The organism is Arthrobacter sp. Leaf337 (genome assembly GCF_001423745.1).
In the GTDB taxonomy this organism is placed as follows: Bacteria; Actinomycetota; Actinomycetes; order Actinomycetales; family Micrococcaceae; genus Arthrobacter.
This window is the reverse complement of the sequence record NZ_LMPC01000006.1, coordinates 115,655-133,200: the sequence shown is the minus strand read 5'-3', so window position 1 is coordinate 133,200 and position 17,546 is coordinate 115,655. Positions and strand designations below refer to the sequence as shown.

Annotated in this window: 21 protein-coding genes; 12 read left to right on the top strand and 9 right to left on the bottom strand. The window is 65.9% G+C overall.

Annotated elements, in window-relative coordinates:
- The first annotated feature begins 358 nt into the window (after nt 1-358).
- The gene (locus ASF98_RS06865; protein ID WP_055799485.1) at nt 359-664 is read left to right on the top strand and encodes an acylphosphatase; all 306 of its coding nucleotides are present in this window, start codon (nt 359-361) and stop codon (nt 662-664) included.
- An 18-nt stretch (nt 665-682) separates the two neighbouring features.
- On the opposite strand, the gene ASF98_RS06860 is transcribed toward ASF98_RS06865, so the two are convergent.
- Nucleotides 683-1,879, bottom strand: coding sequence for a TerC family protein (locus ASF98_RS06860; protein WP_055799345.1), 1,197 nt, complete (start codon nt 1,877-1,879; stop codon nt 683-685).
- Nucleotides 1,880-1,945: 66 nt separating this feature from the next.
- A complete protein-coding gene (locus ASF98_RS06855) occupies nt 1,946-2,287 on the bottom strand; it encodes a DUF6457 domain-containing protein (protein ID WP_055799343.1) in 342 nt (113 codons plus the stop codon).
- Between the two features lie 102 nt (nt 2,288-2,389).
- Here ASF98_RS06855 and ASF98_RS06850 point away from each other — a divergent pair, with 102 nt between their 5' ends.
- The 4 genes from ASF98_RS06850 (at nt 2,390) to ASF98_RS06830 (ending at nt 5,061) form a co-directional block, all read left to right on the top strand.
- Complete coding sequence (locus ASF98_RS06850; protein WP_055799341.1) at nt 2,390-2,743, top strand: GNAT family N-acetyltransferase; 354 nt, start codon at nt 2,390-2,392, stop codon at nt 2,741-2,743.
- Nucleotides 2,744-3,138: 395 nt separating this feature from the next.
- Nucleotides 3,139-3,630, top strand: coding sequence for a DUF3592 domain-containing protein (locus tag ASF98_RS06840; RefSeq protein WP_055799338.1), 492 nt, complete (start codon nt 3,139-3,141; stop codon nt 3,628-3,630).
- A 33-nt stretch (nt 3,631-3,663) separates the two neighbouring features.
- Nucleotides 3,664-4,551, top strand: a complete 888-nt coding sequence (locus ASF98_RS06835; protein ID WP_055799483.1) for a hypothetical protein — start codon at nt 3,664-3,666, stop codon at nt 4,549-4,551.
- Nucleotides 4,552-4,560: 9 nt separating this feature from the next.
- Nucleotides 4,561-5,061 (top strand): GNAT family N-acetyltransferase, encoded by a 501-nt coding sequence (locus tag ASF98_RS06830; protein WP_055799334.1) that lies wholly within the window; start codon nt 4,561-4,563, stop codon nt 5,059-5,061.
- Nucleotide 5,062: 1 nt separating this feature from the next.
- Here ASF98_RS06830 and ASF98_RS06825 read toward each other — a convergent pair whose 3' ends face one another.
- The gene (locus ASF98_RS06825; protein ID WP_055799332.1) at nt 5,063-5,317 is read right to left on the bottom strand and encodes a helix-turn-helix domain-containing protein; all 255 of its coding nucleotides are present in this window, start codon (nt 5,315-5,317) and stop codon (nt 5,063-5,065) included.
- On the bottom strand, nt 5,317-5,817 hold the full coding sequence (locus ASF98_RS06820; RefSeq protein WP_055799328.1) for a DUF2975 domain-containing protein: 501 nt from the start codon (nt 5,815-5,817) through the stop codon (nt 5,317-5,319). Before ASF98_RS06820 ends, ASF98_RS06825 begins: the two co-directional genes overlap by 1 nt.
- Nucleotides 5,818-5,973: 156 nt before the next feature.
- Here ASF98_RS06820 and ASF98_RS06815 point away from each other — a divergent pair, with 156 nt between their 5' ends.
- Both ASF98_RS06815 and ASF98_RS06810 read left to right on the top strand, forming a co-directional pair.
- On the top strand, nt 5,974-7,002 hold the full coding sequence (locus ASF98_RS06815; RefSeq protein WP_055799326.1) for a hypothetical protein: 1,029 nt from the start codon (nt 5,974-5,976) through the stop codon (nt 7,000-7,002).
- A 97-nt stretch (nt 7,003-7,099) separates the two neighbouring features.
- Nucleotides 7,100-7,435 carry a cupin domain-containing protein gene (locus ASF98_RS06810; RefSeq protein ID WP_055799323.1) on the top strand — a complete coding sequence of 112 codons (336 nt, stop codon included), beginning with the start codon at nt 7,100-7,102 and terminating at the stop codon, nt 7,433-7,435.
- 166 nt (nt 7,436-7,601) lie between these two features.
- On the opposite strand, the gene ASF98_RS06800 is transcribed toward ASF98_RS06810, so the two are convergent.
- Nucleotides 7,602-9,065, bottom strand: coding sequence for an HNH endonuclease signature motif containing protein (locus ASF98_RS06800; protein ID WP_055799319.1), 1,464 nt, complete (start codon nt 9,063-9,065; stop codon nt 7,602-7,604).
- A 921-nt stretch (nt 9,066-9,986) separates the two neighbouring features.
- Between ASF98_RS06800 and ASF98_RS06790 the strand changes: the two genes are divergently transcribed.
- From ASF98_RS06790 to ASF98_RS06775, 4 genes are all read left to right on the top strand, one after another.
- Complete coding sequence (locus ASF98_RS06790; RefSeq protein WP_055799314.1) at nt 9,987-11,345, top strand: MFS transporter; 1,359 nt, start codon at nt 9,987-9,989, stop codon at nt 11,343-11,345.
- 232 nt (nt 11,346-11,577) lie between these two features.
- A complete protein-coding gene (locus ASF98_RS06785; RefSeq protein WP_055799311.1) occupies nt 11,578-12,195 on the top strand; it encodes a DUF1326 domain-containing protein in 618 nt (205 codons plus the stop codon).
- A gap of 43 nt (nt 12,196-12,238) precedes the next feature.
- Nucleotides 12,239-13,042, top strand: coding sequence for a DUF2182 domain-containing protein (locus ASF98_RS06780; protein ID WP_235505655.1), 804 nt, complete (start codon nt 12,239-12,241; stop codon nt 13,040-13,042).
- 78 nt (nt 13,043-13,120) lie between these two features.
- Nucleotides 13,121-13,558 (top strand): ester cyclase, encoded by a 438-nt coding sequence (locus ASF98_RS06775; RefSeq protein ID WP_055799305.1) that lies wholly within the window; start codon nt 13,121-13,123, stop codon nt 13,556-13,558.
- A gap of 106 nt (nt 13,559-13,664) precedes the next feature.
- Here the strand turns inward: ASF98_RS06775 and ASF98_RS06770 are convergent, their stop codons facing one another.
- From ASF98_RS06770 to ASF98_RS06760, 3 genes are all read right to left on the bottom strand, one after another.
- A complete protein-coding gene (locus tag ASF98_RS06770; protein ID WP_055799303.1) occupies nt 13,665-14,978 on the bottom strand; it encodes an MFS transporter in 1,314 nt (437 codons plus the stop codon).
- 113 nt (nt 14,979-15,091) lie between these two features.
- The gene (locus tag ASF98_RS06765) at nt 15,092-15,532 is read right to left on the bottom strand and encodes a VOC family protein (protein WP_055799300.1); all 441 of its coding nucleotides are present in this window, start codon (nt 15,530-15,532) and stop codon (nt 15,092-15,094) included.
- Nucleotides 15,533-15,547: 15 nt separating this feature from the next.
- Complete coding sequence (locus ASF98_RS06760) at nt 15,548-16,012, bottom strand: hypothetical protein (protein ID WP_055799297.1); 465 nt, start codon at nt 16,010-16,012, stop codon at nt 15,548-15,550.
- 360 nt (nt 16,013-16,372) lie between these two features.
- Here ASF98_RS06760 and ASF98_RS06755 point away from each other — a divergent pair, with 360 nt between their 5' ends.
- Nucleotides 16,373-16,693: a GYD domain-containing protein gene (locus ASF98_RS06755; protein WP_055799294.1), complete on the top strand. Its 321-nt coding sequence runs from the start codon at nt 16,373-16,375 to the stop codon at nt 16,691-16,693.
- Between the two features lie 76 nt (nt 16,694-16,769).
- On the opposite strand, the gene ASF98_RS06750 is transcribed toward ASF98_RS06755, so the two are convergent.
- Complete coding sequence (locus ASF98_RS06750) at nt 16,770-17,522, bottom strand: ArsR/SmtB family transcription factor (protein WP_055799291.1); 753 nt, start codon at nt 17,520-17,522, stop codon at nt 16,770-16,772.
- Nucleotides 17,523-17,546: the final 24 nt, after the last annotated feature.

The following is a 17,546-nucleotide window of genomic DNA, read 5'->3' as shown; positions in this document are numbered from 1 at the left end:
GCTGGTCCCGGAACAAGGCGTTGCGGAGTGGCGCTGGTGGATCACGCCCAAGGATCCGGGGCGGAAGACCATGACCCTGCAGCTGTTTGCCACCGCCGAGGACGGGCCGGACCTGAGCCTGGAGACGTTCCGGGAGGACATCCAGGTGGAGATTGAGCTGGGCTACGTGCTGAGTTCACTCGTGAAGGACTGGGCGCAACCGCTGGGCGTGACCATCCCGGTGCTCGTCGCTGCCATCGGCGCCGTCCTGGTGTGGTCGCGGTCCAAGCACGGCAAGGCCAAGCACGCCGCGAGCACAATGCCCGTGGACCGGCCGGGTGGGGAGCAGAACCCCCCGCCGCGAGGCTACATTGGAACCATGGCTCACGCAGCAGATAAGGACTTGGGGCCGGACGTCCGCCTGCAGGCCCGCGTCGAGGGGGTCGTCCAGGCGGTCGGCTTCCGGTACTGGACCGTGCGGAAGGCTGAGGAACTCTCGCTGACCGGAACGGTGAAGAACGACGTCGACGGTACTGTCGCTGTCGTCGTCGAAGGCCCGCAGGCGATGGTTCTGGAGTTCCGGCGCTGGCTGAGGTCCAGCGACGCGCCGGGGCGCGTGGACCACGTGGAGGAATCGGTATCGCCCGCGACGGGCGAGTTCAGCAACTTCGACGTGGTGTACTGAGCCGGAACAAGGTCACTCCTACGCGAGGTTCTCCCGCTGCAGGGCGGCGTCGTGCTCGGCGTGGGCCTGCTTGAGGAGGTCCATGAACTCGGTCTCGTCGCGGATGAGCCGCTTGTACTTCTCCGGGAGCTTCCTGAGTTCCGCCTCCTCGCGCAGCATCTTGTTGAAGATTTCCTCGCGTTCGGCAATGCCCGTCTCGTAGTTCAGGTCCACGTACTCGGTGGCGTGCCGCTTGGCGCCGGAGACCATGTTCTTGGCCTTGCCCTTGGGGCTGTAGATCGAGGCCAGCACGGTGACCACCAGGACGCCGATGATCACGGTCAGCGAGAGGCCGGTGCTGATCTCGATGACGGTCACGTGTTCGCCTCCGTTGATGAACGGCAGGTTGTTTTCGTGCAGCGCATGGAGGATGAGCTTCACTCCGATGAAGCCGAGAATCGCGGCCAGGCCATAGGAGAGGTAGATGAGGCGGTCCAGTAGTTCGTCGATAAGGAAGAACAACTGCCGCAGGCCCATGAGGGAGAAGGCTGTGGCGGTGAACACGACGAACACGTTCTGGGTCAGGCCGAAGATGGCTGGGATGGAGTCCAGCGCAAACAGGATGTCGGTTCCGCCGATCGCCACCATGACCAGGAGCATGGGGGTCAGGACGCGTTTGCCGTTCTCCACGGTGAAGAGTTTGTCGCCGTCGTAGTGCTGTGACGCCGGGAGGAACTTCCTGGCGAGCCGGACCACCAGACCCTCGGAGTCGTCGTCGTGCGAGTTCGGCCGGAGCAAGTTGCCGGCGGTGATCAGCAGGATGAGGCCGAAGATGTAGAACACCCAGGCGAAGCTGTTGATCAGGGCGGCGCCGAGGAAGATGAAGCCGGTGCGGGCAATCAGGGAGAAGACGATGCCGAACAGGAGCACTTTTTGCTGGTCAGCGCGCGGAACCTTGAAGCTGGCCATGATGATCAGGAACACGAAGAGGTTGTCGACGGACAGGGCCTTTTCGGTGACGTAGCCGGCGAAGTACTCCGTGCCCATGGTGGGGCCGCCGAACACCAGGACGCCGATGCCGAAGACCAGGGCGATTCCCACGTAGATCGCGGACCACGTGGCCGACTCCCTCAGCTTCGGTGAGTGCGCCTTGCGGACGTGGAAAAAGAAGTCGAAGGCCAGCAGGCCCACGATGCCGATGACGGTGACAATCCATACGTAAAGCGGGACCTGCATGCTGCGTGCCTTCCGGTCGGTTGGGGTTGAGTCAACCCTACCGGGCGAGTCTTTACTGGGTGTCTGCTACTGAGCGGTGTCTGCCCAGCCTTTGCTGGACGGGCCGCCGTCGGCTCCGTCCTGACACAGCCGGAAGGCGACGTCGGCGGCTTGCGCGACCGCCGCCGCGGAGGCCTCCTTGGAACCCGCGCTGCCGGTGGCTGTGCTGGTGCCGGCGGCCCGTCCCGCCGCGTAGCCCACCATCAGCGCGGTGATTGGCGCCGCGGCGTGGGTGACGGACCGCGCGGACTCTCCGGCCAGGTCAAGGATGAGCTCGCGGTCAAAATCGAGGTCCAGGAGCTGCAGTGCCTGCGCCAGCCGGTGGCTCCATTGGTCCAGGATCTGGTTTTCGTTGTCGTTGGCGGTCATTGTCGCTCCTAGGTCACGAGTGCGTTCAGATGTGTGGTCGGAAATAACGGCAGATGCCTCGAGGTTAGGCTGTAGCGAGAGCTGCTATCAAGGAGATTCCCGATGAGTGATGTGACCATCCGCCATAACCCGGACCGTGAGCGCTTTGAAGTGCTGGTGGCAGGCACCGTGATCGGCAAGGCGGCGTACAAAGCGTACGACGCCGGCGACTCGCCCCAGCGGATTTTCTACCACACGGTAATCAACGAGGAATACGGCGGCCAGGGGTTGGCGGGCAGGCTCGCCACCGCGGCCCTGGACGAAACCGTGGCCGCAGGGCTGCGCATCGTGCCGGTGTGCCCTTACATCAAGAAGTTCCTCACCAAACACCCCGAGTACGCCGCGAGCACTACCGCCACCACGCCGGCCCACCTCGATTACCTCAGCGGGGCGCTGGCCGCGCGGGCTGGGGCGTAGCGGGCGCAGGCAAGACCACCCTGGCTGCGCGGATCGCAGCCATCACGGGCGGTAAGCACACGGAGATTGACGCGATCTTCCATGGGCCGGACTGGACGCCGCGGGGAGAATTTCTTGCCGATGTGAACAGGTTGGTGGGCGCTGATTCGTGGACCACTGAGTGGCAGTACGATGTTGCGCGGCCGCTGCTGACTTTCTTCACGGATAGTGACCACATCGTCCGCTGGGCTATTCGGACCCGGCGAAAGTACTCCGGGTTGATGCCGCAGTTTGTGACCGAATACCCGCATGTCGTCGTCGTCAGGCTGCGTTCCCAGCGGGAGGTTGACTCATGGCTCCGAGGATCGCTAATTCCGGCGGTCACCGGTTGATCGGTGCTGGGGCAGAATGGGACCGTGACCTCGCCGAACGTAACAGTGAACCGCAAAGCCAGACGGTCGCCGGGGAGGTGGGCGAACCTCGCGATCACAGCGCTGGTTCTCTGCCTCGGGCCGGTGCTGATCGTCGTCGGAACGCTCCTCATTAAGGCCGACGACGAGCTCGTCCGGACCGGCGAGCAGGTCCCTGGAGTAGTCACCGTCTTCAACGATGAATCGAAGGCTTCCCAGCGGAAGATCAAAGTCGAGTTTCAGTCCGGCGACGGATTCGTTCACTACACCTGGGTCACGGTGGACCATGACCAGCACCCTGTGGTGGGCGAGGACGTCACCGTGGTCTACAGGGAGTCCGATCCGGGCAACGCGACCGTCCTCGGGTATGAAAGCGACGGCGTATTTTTTCGGGGGGCAGGCGTTGTCCTGACCGCCATTTTCGGGGGAATCGGCGTCTTCCTGTTCATCAGTTACCTGTTGGGCTTGAGAAAGGACCGCAGGAAGCGCGCGGGATAGCGCCTCGGTATCGCCTGGAAGGTGTGGATCAAAATGGCAGAAAGCGGTGAAGCTGTCCTCCACGACGGCTCAAGAATAGCTCTCACGGTGCAGGGGGAGGGGCCGGCGCTGCTCCTGCCAGTCCGGCTGGAACCGTATGGGACTGTCGAGGCCGAGACCATGCGCAGATGGGGCGGGGATCCTGACGTGGGGCTGGCCCTGGTCCGCGGGCTTTCCGGGACGAACCGCGTGATCGCGGCCGACTACGAAGGCCACCGGATGGCCCATCCTGCGGCAGACACGCTGACCCCCGACCACCTCGCCGCCGATCTGCTGGCAATTGCGGACGCTGCGGGAGCCCACGCCTTCGGTTACTACGGCTACTCCTGGCTTGCGTTGAGCGGGCTCCAACTCGCCCTCCGCACGGACCGTCTCCAGGCCCTGGCCATGGGTGGGTTTCCGCCGGTGGACGGACCATACCAGAGCATGTTGGCGGTCACCCGCGCCGCACACGCCATGTCCCAGGCGTCGTCCAACCCGGCTCCTAACCAGTCCGCAGTTCCGGTTGCCGACGCCGAACCGGGAGACTGGGACCACGTTTCCGTCCAGACGACCGAGTCGCAAACGCGCCAGTTCGTCACGCTGTATGAAGCACTCCAAGGGTTCGATGACTTCGCCGCCGACGTCCCGCCTGAATTGCCGAGGCTTGCCTTTGCCGGTGCCGAAGACCAGATTGACTACAGCGCCCAATGGGGCGGAGTCCGAGTGCGGATCGGTGAACCTCTGGCCCAACACCAGGCGGCCCTCATCGCTGCAGGTTGGGACGTACAAGTCCTCGCTGGCCTGGATCACCTCAGCGCAATGCACAGCTCCGTGGTGCTGCCCATTTTGACCGGCTGGCTTCGTAAGATCGGATGGGTAGGGCGGCCGGCCGCTGATTAGGCTGGGACCATGGAATTTCAAATCCGCCAGGCCACGCCTGAGGATGCCGACGCCGTAGTGCGCATGCACACCCTGGTCCACGAGGAGTGCTACGTTCACCAGTTGTCACCCGAATTCTTTCGCGCCCGGCGGGCCAGCATTCCCGAGCGCGTCGAACAGCGGCGACAATTCCTGGCAACCACTGACCCTCGTCTCATTGCCCTGGACGACAGCAATGAAGTGGTGGGTCTGGCCGATGCGGGTCCCGGTCATGATGAGGACGGGCCTGCAGCGTTGGAGCTGTATACCATCTACACGCTCAGGCGGACGCACGGCAGTGGCCTTGGTTCGGCCCTGCTCCAGGCCGCCATCGGAGATTCACCGGCGTACCTCTGGGTGCTCGAGGACAATCCCCGGGCGCAGGCCTTCTACCTCAAACACGGCTTCCGGCCTGACGGGTCACGCAAACTGCTGCCACCCGAGTGGGAGGAGCTCCCCGAGATCCGGATGGTCCGGCGGGGCAAGCCATAGGCTAGCCCGCCGGACCGTCGGGTTCCGCGGACTCCTCGGATTCCGCCGACTCCCCGGGTTCCCAGCGCAGCAGGTCGCCGGGTTGGCACTCCAGGACCTCGCACAAGGCTTCGAGGGTGGTGAAGCGCACCGCTTTGGCCCGGCCGTTCTTGAGCACCGCCAAGTTGGCGGGCGTGATCCCGACACGGTCCGCGAGTGCACCCACGGGCATCTTCCGCTTGGCAAGCATCACGTCGATGTCGACGACGATGGGCATCAGATCACCTCGTCCAGTTCGTCCTGCAGGTGCTTGGCTTCGGCGTCGCGGGCCACCGCCTGCGCCAGCAGAATGCGCAGTACGACGACGACGAGCGCCACTCCCGCGATCAGCACGCCGGCGCCTCCGACCAGGAGGACAACGCCGGGGGCGACCGATTCGCCCGGGGCGAGGACGGCGCCGAGCCCGAAGGCCAGCAGGGACGCGGCGGCGATGGCGCCTGTCACCACATCCACGTAGCGGAAGGCGGCGTGGGAGAACACAGTTCCCCGCCGCACCATCGTGAGGAGTCGCCAGACGCAGACCATGGTGACCTGGACGGTGAGGATGCCCAGGAGAACGATCACGAGAACCGGAATCCTGACGCGGGCGATGTCCGGCCCCATGTCCTCGTTCAGGTCCCGGGCCAGCAGTGGCACCATCACCGCCTGCACAAATACCGAACCGGCCAGTCCCATCGCGAGGACAATCCGCAACGCGAGGACAGTCAGCTTTCCCATCAGATCTCCTTGGCTGTCGAATAACAGTTGGATACTATCGATATTCGATAGCTTCAGCAAGATGGCTTGGCGTTTGCTCTTCGGGCGCTGGGACCGAAAGGCCAGCCCGCCGGCCCGGCGGCCCGGCGGCCCGGCGCCCGTGGTAGCCTGCCGGGCATGGCTGTGGACCCTTCCCTGCTCAATTGGCTGCTGGACTCAGACCCGGCTCTCCGCTGGCAGGTCGAGCGCGATCTCGCTGGCGCTCCCCGTGACATCTGGGAAGCGACCCGCGACAGACTCGCGACGGAGGGTTTGGCCGCGCGGCTCCTCGCGCTGCAGGACCCCGACGGCCAGTGGGCGGGCGGAGCGTTCTTCCCCCGCGACTTCGACTTCCACGGCCCCGAGGCAACCCACGGCCTCGAGGCAACCCACGGCCTCGAGGCGGCCGAGGGTGCCGGCCAGCCGTGGACCGCAACCACGTGGACGCTCAACACCCTCCGTGACTGGGGCCTCGATGCAGCCGCCCTCGCCGGCACCGCCGAATTGCTCGCCGTGAACAGCCGCTGGGAGTACGACAACCTGCCGTACTGGGGCGGCGAGGTGGACTGCTGCATCAACGCCTACACGCTCGCCAACGGGGTGTGGCTCGGGGCAGATGTCTCCGGAATCGCCCAATGGTTCCTGGACCACCGCATGGCCGACGGCGGCTGGAACTGCGAGTGGGTGGAGGGCTCCACCCGGTCCTCCTTCCATTCCACCCTCAACGCCCTGAAGGGCCTGCTGGACTACGAGGCCGCGACCGGCGGAACCAGCCGGCTGCGGGCCGCCCGCCGGGCCGGTGAGGAGTACCTGCTGCAGCGCAGGCTGCTCCGCACGCTGTCCACGGGCGAGATCGTGGGGCCGTGGGTGGCGCGGTTCACGTACCCGTTCCGGTCGTTCTACAGCGCGCTCAACGCCGCGGACTACTTCAGGACAGCGGCCCTGCACGACGGCGCCGCCCCCGATCCGCGGCTGGCCGATGCTATCGAACTGGTACGGGCCGCCCGGCGATCTGACGGCAGGTGGCTGCAGGAGCGCCGCCACCCGGGCCGGGTGTGGTTCGAGGTCGATGTTGCGCCCGGCGAGCCGTCCAAGTGGCTGACCTTCTTCGGCACGCGCGTGCTTGAGTGGTGGGACGGGGCGAGCGGACAGTTGCGGCCCCGGTGAACGGGGCCGCACGTGTCCGCTCGCGATTAACCGGCTGTTCCGGATGAGGGACCACCGGCCTATACCGCCCGGGAGTCCTTGTGGGTACCGTGGCCTCATGCAGAAGATATCGATCGAGGCCCTGGCCCGGCAGCAGCTCGCCGCGGCCCTTGCAGCGAGCAACGGGCGTGCTGCGGACACCGTCTATGGCGGACATGAGAAGGTGCTCCGCCAGACCGTCATGGCCCTCAAGGCCGGCACACAATTGAGCGAGCACCAGAACCCGGGCGACGCCACGGTCTTTGTCCTGCAGGGCAGCCTCCGACTCCGCGCGGGCGAAGAGTCGTGGGAGGGTAAGCCCGGTGACCTGCTGATCGTGCCCGACGGACTGCACAGCCTGGAGGCCGAAGAGGACTCGACGTTCCTGTTCACGGTGGCGAAGGGCGCGAAGTAACGGCGGCAGCGCTCAACAGCGCAGCGCTCAACAGCGCGGCGCCCAACAGGGCAGCGCCCAACAGCGCGGCGCTCAACAGGGCAGCGCCCAACAGCGCGGCGCCCAACAGGGCAGCGCCCAACAGGGCAGCGCCCAACAGGGCAGCGCCCAACAGGGCAGCGCCCAACTACGCGGCGAGCCACATTTCCCAGTCGGGCAGCGGGTCAACCAACGCGGGGTCGGGCAGGTATGCACCAATGTCAGGGGGGAATTCACCGGGTTGTACCGGTTCAGGCAGATCGCGTGGCCACGGGATGTCGTGGGGTTGCCAGGGAGGCTCCCAGTCTTGTTCTTCGCTGGTGTACCGGCGCCCTGACGGGGCCATCCAGCCGGGCGGCGCGTCGCGGCTGGCGTCCATTGGCTGCCAGCCGGTGGTGTGTTTGAGCCGGTGATGTTTGCGGCAGGGCTGGCTGAGGTTGGAGACGCCAGTGGTGCCGCCCTCGTGCCAAGCGAGAGCATGATCCGCCTCGTTGTCGAGGGACTGGTTGTTGCAGCCGGGAAACGGGCACCTGCCGTCGCGGAGGCGCAGCCATTGGCGCAAAACGTTCGGGACGCGGTGGCTGGACCGTCCGATCTCCAGCGGGGTGCCGCTGGCCGGGTCGGTCAGGACACGGTGGAACGAGGATGCACCATCCGCGACGAGCCGTCTGGCCATGCTGGGCGGGATCGGTCCATAGCCGTCCAGCATGGCTGGCTCTTCGGTGGCGCCCATGAGCGTTAACACGGGCACCGTCACGAGGACTTGCGCCTTCGGCGACGGAACACCATCCGCTACGCCGGCGATGAGCCAGTTTGCAGCAGTGTCTGCCCGGAGCTGGGAGAGGTTCCGCGATTCGCCGGGGCCTTGGAAGGCTCTGGCCGCGGCGGTGGCGCGGTTCCAGATGGAAGCGGCGGCATCGGCCGGCAGGTAGGCGGAGAGCCAGGCCATGCCGTCGCGGTCCGGTGTGAATTCGAGGCGCCGGTCCTGGGCACTGGCCTGGTGTCGTTTTTCGATGCTTACAGAGTGATGGCGCTCCCGCCAGGTGCGTGCCTTGGCGCGGAAACGGGAGGGCACGAGCTCCCCGGCAGGGCATCCCCGGGCAGCGTTTTCAGCATCAGGGTCCAGGAAATGCGCTTCCAGTCCAGCCGTGGCCGCCCGGTCCAAGCCGGTGGTTTCGTCCACGAGGATCCGGGCGTGCTGCCAGGAGATGGTCCCGGCCTGGAGGGAGGCGAGTGTTAGTGGCAGGGCTGTGGTGAGCTGCCGCGCCTCGTGCAGGAAGGCTCCTGCGGTTCTCTCGCTGATGGTCAGGACGCAGGCCACCTCGGCTACCAGGGCCATGTCCGTGGCGCACCGCTGCTGCGGCGAGGCAGACGGGGATTCCATGGCCTTTGTAGCCTCGACTAGCGCTGCAGCCAGTTCGACCTTGAGGGCTGCGGTCTTGGCTTCCAGCCGGCTCGCTTCGGTGAGCCCGTCCAGGCAGTCATCGGCAAGCTGACGCAAGAGATCCGACGGTGCACCTCCGGCAGGGCGCGCACTTTTGATGTGGCGAGACAGTGCAGCGACGGACGCCGCGACAGCGTCCAATGCGTCAGATACTGCGGTGCTTTCCATACTCAAAGTCTGGTGGAAGGGTCTGACATTTAACCGACTACTCCGCCAAAGAGCCCCGCAGGGGGAAGCCGGAAAGCGGGACTAGCGCGTCTCGTAGGGAGTGCCGAAGAGCGTGACTCCCCATTCGGCGTTGTGTAGCGCGATCCCGGTGTCCTTTCGTTCGAACTGAAGCGGCGCCTGGAGATGCTGTGCCATCCGCTGCTGTTCCTGGTCCCACGGGAACTCGCACGTGTCCGCGAAACTTTCCATCGTCCCCGGATCCGGCGTGATTGTTTGGTCGATGATGCTGACCCTCACCGCAAAGGAAGCGCAGGGGATCCGCACGGTCATCAACTGACTGCCGCCCACGGAGCTGAACCTGATGGCGTAGTCGCCTGAACTCAGTCCCTCACCAGCGGGTACGCCAGCCGGGATCAACGAACCGGAAGTGAAGTACTGGCACACCAACTGTCGGTTGGCGACGGCTCCTTTCGCGCCCGGGGTCAAGCAGTCGTCGGTAACTGGACCGGAAGGGGCCGGAGGCACCGTTGGAACCGGCGCCAGTGTCATGCTCGGCGACAGTCCTGCGGCGGACGCCGGTGCGGCAGGCGAGCAAGAGGAAGGGGCGGCCGACGGCGTCGTGAAGGTTTGGCTGACGACCGCACCACCAGCGCGTGGAGGCGAGCCACATCCTGAGGTAAAGACGACGATGGCGACGCACGCCACCGACAACAAAGTGGTGCGCAGTCGATGATGAACGGTTCCCCCGGACGCAGCCATGGCCCGAACACTAGTGTTCGCTCTCCGGTATAGCAACGGGTCCAGCGGACAACAGGTCAACGCCGCCGGGCCGCCAAGAGCCCGGCCGGAAGTTGGCCTGAGGGTGAACACCGGCCGCGTAACGTAGTTCTACCCGACTCCGATCTGGGACAGACTGTTTCCGTGAGCAACAAACCCCGGACAGCCCTCGCCGTCGCCGGCCTCAGCCTGGGCACGTCCCTGAACCCGCTGAACTCGTCCATGATCGCCGTCGCCCTGGTGGTGCTGCGCACGGACTTCGGGCTCGACGTCGCCACGGTCACCTGGGTGATCACCGCCTTCTACCTCACCTCCGCGGCGGGCCAGCCGCTGATGGGCCGGCTGGCGGACCGCTTCGGGCCGCGGCGGCTGTTCAATTTCGGGATGGTGCTGGTGGCGGTCACCTGCGCGCTGGCGCCTTTCGCTCCGAACTTCGCCCTCCTGTGCGTCGCCCGGGCCGTCATGGCGTTGGGCACGGCGACGGCGTATCCGAGTGCCGTTGTCATCGTCGGTGCCCTGGCCCGGACCGCCAACGTAAAGTCCACGAGGCCGCTCGGCCGGATCCAGATGGCCAACACGTCCGCGGCGGCGGTGGGACCGGTGGTGGGCGGCCTGCTGGTGAGCCTGGTCGGCTGGCAGGCCCTGTTCATGATCAATGTGCCGTTGTCGCTGGCCGCGCTGCTCATCGTCCGGAAGTATGCCCCGATAGACGAGGACCGGGAACGCGGCAGTGCCGCCGAACTCCTCAGAGACTCGGACATTCCGGGCATCCTCGGCTTCATCGGCTCCCTGACGCTGGTCATGATGGCACTGCTGAACGTGCTGCCGGACGCACGCTGGTGGCTGTTGGCCGGCGGCACGGTGCTGGCTGCACTCTTCGTCTGGCGTGAACTGAAGTTCAGCCCGCCCTTCCTGGACCTGCGGCTGCTCGGCAGGAACCGGCCGCTGCTCCTGGTCTACCTGGGCTTCGCCGTGTTCAACGGAATCTACTACTTTGCGTTCTTCGGCCTGCCGCAGCTGCTGCAGGAAGCGGCCGGCTACGATCCCGGCGTCGTGGGTCTCCTCATGCTGCCGCTGGCAGCGATGTCCGTGATCGCGACGCCGTTCGCGGTGCGTGCGATCGATCGCTTCCGTGTAAGGCGGGTGCTGATCGCCGGGGTCCTGTTCCTGGTGGCCGCCGCTGGAGCCATGTGGCTGCTGACCGCCTCCTTCGCCATCCCGCTGGTGCTGCTGCTAACGGCCCTGATGGGCATTCCGTGGAGCGTGGTGAGCATCGCGTCCAGCCAGGGCATGTACGTCTCCACCCAGCCGCACGAGCGCGGGGTGGCCGCCGGGATCTTCCAGACCTGCCGGTACCTGGGCGCCATCACGGCCACGGTGATGATCGGCATCTTCTATGGCAGCGGCGTGAACCAGGCCAACTGGGGCCTCATGGTTCTGACCATGCTGGTGCTGGGCGCGGTGGCTTTCGGCGTGACGCTGCTGTGGCGGGAACGTAAATGAGCTGTGGGCGCGTCCCAGAATGAGCGCCAAAACCTGGCTGAAAGGGCCCCCACGCACGCCCGCCAAACTTCTTATCCGCGCCCCAAATTCATTGTTTTCACGCCATATTGACACCCAGATTGCGCGGGAATATTGTCTGCCTTAACGGGGCCCTTCCGCCCCGTATTCCAATATTTTCGGCGCTGACTCTGGGCCGCTTCTGCTTGGCGACAGCGCCAGCGAGGAGGGTCCTGTGACTTGGGAAATTTCGGGAACATACGTTGGCAATTGCACTTGCTCGTTGATCTGCCCGTGCCCCGTGGACGGCGTGCCCACCGGCCCGGACGGCGAGTGCCGCGGCTTCAACGTGTTCCATATCGCGACCGGGACGATGGATGAAACGGACCTGTCCGGCGTCGACTTCGCGTTCTTCAACTGGTTCCCAACCAACCTTTCCGCAGGCGGTTGGAAAGTGGGGGCTGTCGTCGACGAGGGTGCTTCGGACGCCCAGGTGGACGCCCTCGAGAGCATCCTCCGTGGTCAGGCCGGCGGCCCGTTCGGTGACTTTGCAGCGCTGTACGGCGACTGGCTGGGACTGGAACGCGCCAGTGTCTCGTTCTCCGACGGGGATACGCCGTCCGCCTCGGTGGCGGGCCGCGTGGTTGTCACCTTCGAGCCGTTGCCCGGCCCCGACGGCGGCGTGACCACCGTGAAGAACGCGATGTTCGGCTTTGCCCCGGAGTTCCGGATCGGCAAGGGACCGGGGCACCCGGAACGCTTCGGCATGGAGTTCGACGGCGTGTATGGCGAGACGTCCGACTTCACCTTCGCCAGCGAAATGGCTGAGGGCGCTCCCAAGGGCCGCGGCTAAGGCCCGCCCGATGTACCACCGGAAGCTGTTTAGGAGAGTGGGCGTGCAGCCGGTGGCGCACGCCCACTCTCCGGCATACGCCAAGGCGGCCTCCCGGATCGACCCACGGGAAGCCGGGCTCGTCGCCATCCTTCTGGTCCTCGCAGCAGCGAGCTGGATCCTCACCTCAACCCAGCTGAGCGGGATGGACATGGGCCGCTGGACGGACCCGGGGCCGCTGGGGTTTTTCGTCGCCACATGGGTGGTGATGCTGGCGGCCATGATGTTCCCGTCAGTGGCGCCCATGGTGGTGGCCTATGACCGGATCCAGCGGCACCGGAGAGAAACGGGACGGTACGCGCCTGCCGGGGCAACAGCGGTGTTCGTGGCTGGCTACCTGCTGGCATGGACCGCCTTCGGGCTGGTGGCCTACTCGCTGTATATGTCGGTGGCGTCGCTGGCTCCCGGGCTCTTCGGCTCGGACCAGGGTGGACGTTACCTGGCAGCCGGGGTGATCCTGGTCGCGGCGGTCTATCAGCTGACCCCCGCCAAGAATGTCAGCCTGATGAAATGCCGGACGCCCATGGATTTCATCCTGCACCGCATGCGGCCCGGCTACCGGGGCGCGCTGGTGATGGGAGTGGAGCACGGGGCCTGGTGCGTCGCGTGCTGCTGGGCGCTGATGGTTGCCCTGTTCGCCCTCGGGGTGATGAGCATCGGCTGGATGGCACTGATCGGTGCCTTCATCGCCGCGGAGAAGATGCTGCCCTGGAAACAGCTGGCCAACCGCTCCGTTGCGGTGGCACTCGCCGTGATTGCGCTCGGCGTTGCCCTCACCCCCGCGGCGATGGTCGGGATGGGCATGTAACGCGCCGCCGTCGCTGAGCGCCGGCGGCCATGGACCGGGGGAAATATCCAAAGGTCTCACCGAACAAAGGAGCCGACAATGTCTGAAGGAACTGGACTCCTCAGGCGGTTTTACGAAGAAGTGTTGGCAGGCGGAAATCTCGCCCTGATCGATGAATATGTGCTGGACGACATCCAGGACCACGAGGACCCCATGCCAGGGCAGCCGCCGGGAAAGGACGGCGTGAAGTTCTACACCAACGCCATCCGCACGGCGTTCCCCGACCTCACCGTCAAACTTGATCCGACATTGGCCGAGGGCGATCTTGAGGCTGGTCACGTGGTGCTGTCCGGCACGCACACGGGCGAGTTCCTTGGTGTTCCGCCAAGCGGCAAGAGCGTGCAATTCAGCAGCGCGGACATCATCCGCATCCAGGACGGGAAGGTGGCCGAGCACTGGGGCTCCTCCGACACGCTGAGCCTCATGCAGCAGATCGGGGCCGTCCCGTCCCAGACAACGGGCGCGAGCGCCGGGTGACATAGTTTTCGGGTCGAAAGAGTTTCCCGCCGCCGCTCCTAGCCGACGGCGGGAAGCATCACGTGCGGCACCGTCCCGTGGCGGTGCCGCACCGTTGCCCGCGAGTCTATGGGCGCGCGGTCACGCCCGCCTCGGCCGGCGCATCGGCACGCGCGTCCGCTGAAACAGCGGCGTCGGCCGCGTCCGGGACCGGTGCGCCCGCCGCCGACTTTTCAGCCGCAACGAACCCCGCTTCCTTCGGCCCCGGCGGGTAGGCGTGCTTGCGCCCGGTCACCACAAGCGCCAGCGCGACGGCGACAGGCACCGCAGCAGCGACCGGCACCATCAGCGGGCCCGCCGTCGTGAGGGCAGCCGCGCCGTACAGCGCGCCGATGGTGATACCCAACTGGATTGTCAGCACGGTCAGGCCGTTGGCAGCTTCCCGGTACTCCCTGCCGGCGCGAAGGATGGCCGACTGGTTGTAGATGCCGATCGCTCCGAAGGCCGCACCCCACACCGCCATGAGCACGAGGGCGCCGGGGACGGTCCTGCCGCCCAGCGGGAGGAGGAGGTACGCGGCGGCGATTATCGCCGTCGTAATCAGCAGTGAACGGCGAGGCCGCATGTCCACGGTGATGCCGGCGATCCAGATGCCCACCAGCCCGGAGAATCCCAGGACGGTGAGGGAGAGGGTGATTGTGTAGTCAGGCAGGCCGGCCTCGCGGAGGAACGGCGCGATGAACGTGAACAGCGCGAAGTGGGCCATGAGCATCAGCGGCCAGGCGATTGCCACCGATTTCACGCCGGGCTGGCCTATTGCCTTGCGCAGCGACGGCCGAGGGGCATCCGGGATCCGGCGGACAGCAGGCAGCAGCCACATGGCCAGGCCCGCGAGGACGACGCCGGCGCCCGCGAGCAGGAGGAAGGACGCCCGCCAGCCGATCAGCCCGCCCAAAGCGGTTCCCAGCGGGGCTCCGATGGCCAGGCCCAGGCTGTTGCCGCTGAAGACGATGGCCATGGCCTTGCCCACCTTGTGGGCCGGAACGATGCGCGCCACGAAGGGGGCCATCGCGGTCCAGAGCAGGCCGTGGGCAATGCCGCCCACCAGCCTCGCAGCGAGGGCGGCGCCGAAGTCGGACACCAGGCCAACGAGGGCGTTGCTGATGGCAAAGGTCAGGACGAGCCCTATCAGCAGGGTGTGGCGGGGGATGCGGGCGAGCAGCATCGCGGCCGGGATCACCGTGGCCACGATGATGGCGGCGTATCCGGCGGTGAGGTAGCCAGCCACGGGCTCGGACACGTTGAGGCCGGCGCTGATCTGGGGGAGCAGGCCGGAGGGCAGCAGCTCGGTGGTGATGGCGGTGAAGCCGATCATCGACAGCACCAGCAGCGCGCCGAAGGGCATGCGGTCGCGTGCAGAAACGGAGGTCGCGGGAGGCACGGGTGAAGAGTCCTTTTCAGGGAGTGGGGAAGGACTGCGGCGCCAGTTGCCGGTGTCCTCCACTCAAATTACCTGATTTATATACCGCCAGGCAGGGTCTGTCAGAACCACCTTCAGCCGATCCGCTCGGCGAGGGAAACGATGATCCCCTCCGGGCCGCGTACGTACGCCATCCGCCAGCTGTTCTCGTACTGGCCGATGCCGCCGACCAGCCGGTAGCCGTCCGCGGCCAGCCCATCCACCGCCGACTGGAGGTCGTCGACCTCGAAGGACACGTTGCGCAGCCCCAGCTCGTTGGCCATCGCGGCGGGCGACCCGGGCTCGTGGGCGGGCCGGACGAAGCTCGCGAGCTCCAGCCCGGCACCACCGCCGGGCGGGCGCAGCATGACGATCTCGGTGCGGGAGTCCGGGATGCCGCAGACAGTGTCCAGGAACTCGCCCTCCACGAACGTCCGGCCCTCGACCTCGAGACCCAGCCCGACGAAGAAGGCCGTCACCGCATCGAGGTCGGCGACGGTGATGCCGACATGGTCGAAACGTTGTATGTGTGCCATGAGAGCAACCTCCTGTCAGTACTCGCCCTTGATCACGAAGTAGGAGCCGCGGATGACGCCTGCCAGCTTTGATTTCTGGCGGGCGAACTTGAAGCGTGACGCCAGTTCCTCCGGAATGTCCATGCCGTCGGCAAGTTTGAACCCCACGGCTCGCTTCCCGCCGTCCTCGATGCTGTACATGACGTTGATCGACAGCCCCGACTCGTAGAAAACGTAGGACATCCGCAAACCGTCGACTTCGAAGTCGGTTGCTTCCAGGGGGCGTGATCCGATGACGATGTCGCGCTCGTCCCGGAGGATCCGGCTCACCCGGTCCACCACCTCCGGAACCTCGCCGGCAGGGCTCACGGTGAAGACGTGGTTGTACTTGTTCCGGAAATAGCGGGCCTCATTGGCGCGCAATCCGGCGGCGGCGTCGGCGACCGGCGACGATTCCAAGCCGGCAGTAGAAACGTTCTCGAAGTCAACGATGTGCGTCATGCGCTCTCCTGGTCAGGCGTGGTCAGACGTGGTGGGACCAATGCTAACGCGACGGCGTGCCGGGGCTATCCTGATTCCCGGCCTGGCGCCCTGCCTGGTCTTGGCGGACTGACCGCCGGTAGGTGCTGGGCGTGAATCCCAGGGTCCTTTGGAAGTCGTTCGTCAGATGGGCATGATCGGTGTAGCCGAGCTCGGCAGCGATCGCCGCGAGGTCTGCCGCCGGACCCGCCGCGAGGTGTGGTTCAAGCCCGCTCTCCCGTTCCGCAGCATCTTTCCGGAACCCGTTGTCAGTGCCGGGAAGTGAGCCTACGCTGTGCGCACGGCCCCACTCCGGGGACCCGCTCCAAGACAGGAAAGACCATGACCAAATATCTGTTCGAAGCGAACTACGTGGGCGAGGGAATCAAGGGGCTCATGCGCGAAGGTGGCACCAAGCGGCGTGAGGCGCTGGTCCAGGCGCTCGACTCCGTGGGGGGATCGCTCGAGAGCTTTTACTACGCCTTCGGGGACACTGATGTCCTCGGGGTTTTTGACGCCCCCAGCCAGGCCGACGCCGCAGCCCTTTCGCTGATGATCAATTCGACAGGCTCCGTGAACGTCCGCCTGAAGCCGCTCATGACGCCGGAAGACATCGACGAGGCGGCCAAGAAGACACCGTCCTACCGTGCGCCGGGGCAGTAGCCCGGCAAGGGAACTAGCGGAAAAGTACGACGGCGGCACCCGGTTGGGTGCCGCCGGTCACCTGAGCCCGGTCACCTTAGGTGTACATCAGTGAGCCGGGCGTAGTGAGTAGCTCGCCGGTTTCCAGCCAGGTCTTCAGGCCCGAGAGGATCATCGGCCAGCCGCCGTAGAGCTGGTCGTTGGCGCCTTCGCGCAGCTGGTCGTGCGTGACGGTCAATCGGCAGGAATCGCCCACCGGCTCGATCTCCCAGGTGACCCGCGAGGTGCCTTCGGCCTTGACGTCCTCGCCCCACAGGGCCCGCATGCTCTGGACGAGCCGGCGCGGCGGGTCAACCTCCAGGTTCTCGCCCTCACCCAGGAGCTCCCCGGCTTTGGGATTGCCCATCTCGAACCGGCCGCCCGGTGTCCAGTCGGAGGTGATGACGGACCCGAACTGGTATTTGCTGCGGATCTCCCCGTCCGTGATGGCCTCCCAAAGCCGCTCCGGGGTGGTCTTGATATAGATTTCGAAGATCTTTTCCATGGGACTTTCCAATCTGGTTTTGAGGTCGCTGAGGCCAGCGGCCCATGGTTCGGCGTACTTGCTCACCCAGCGGTCGTGGACCAGCCGGATGGGCACCGGATTCAGGAAATGGAGTTTCTCCCGCCCCCGACGACGGGTCACCACCAGGCCGGCTTCCTCCAGGATCCTGAGGTGCTTCATGACTCCGTAGCGCGTCATGTCGAAGTGCGCCTCGAGGGCGTGGAGGGTCTGCCCGTCATTCGCGAAGAGCTCATCCAGAAGGTCGCGACGGGTGGAGTCGGCCAAGGCCTTGAATACGGCGTCCACAAGTCCAGAATAGGTGACTAATTG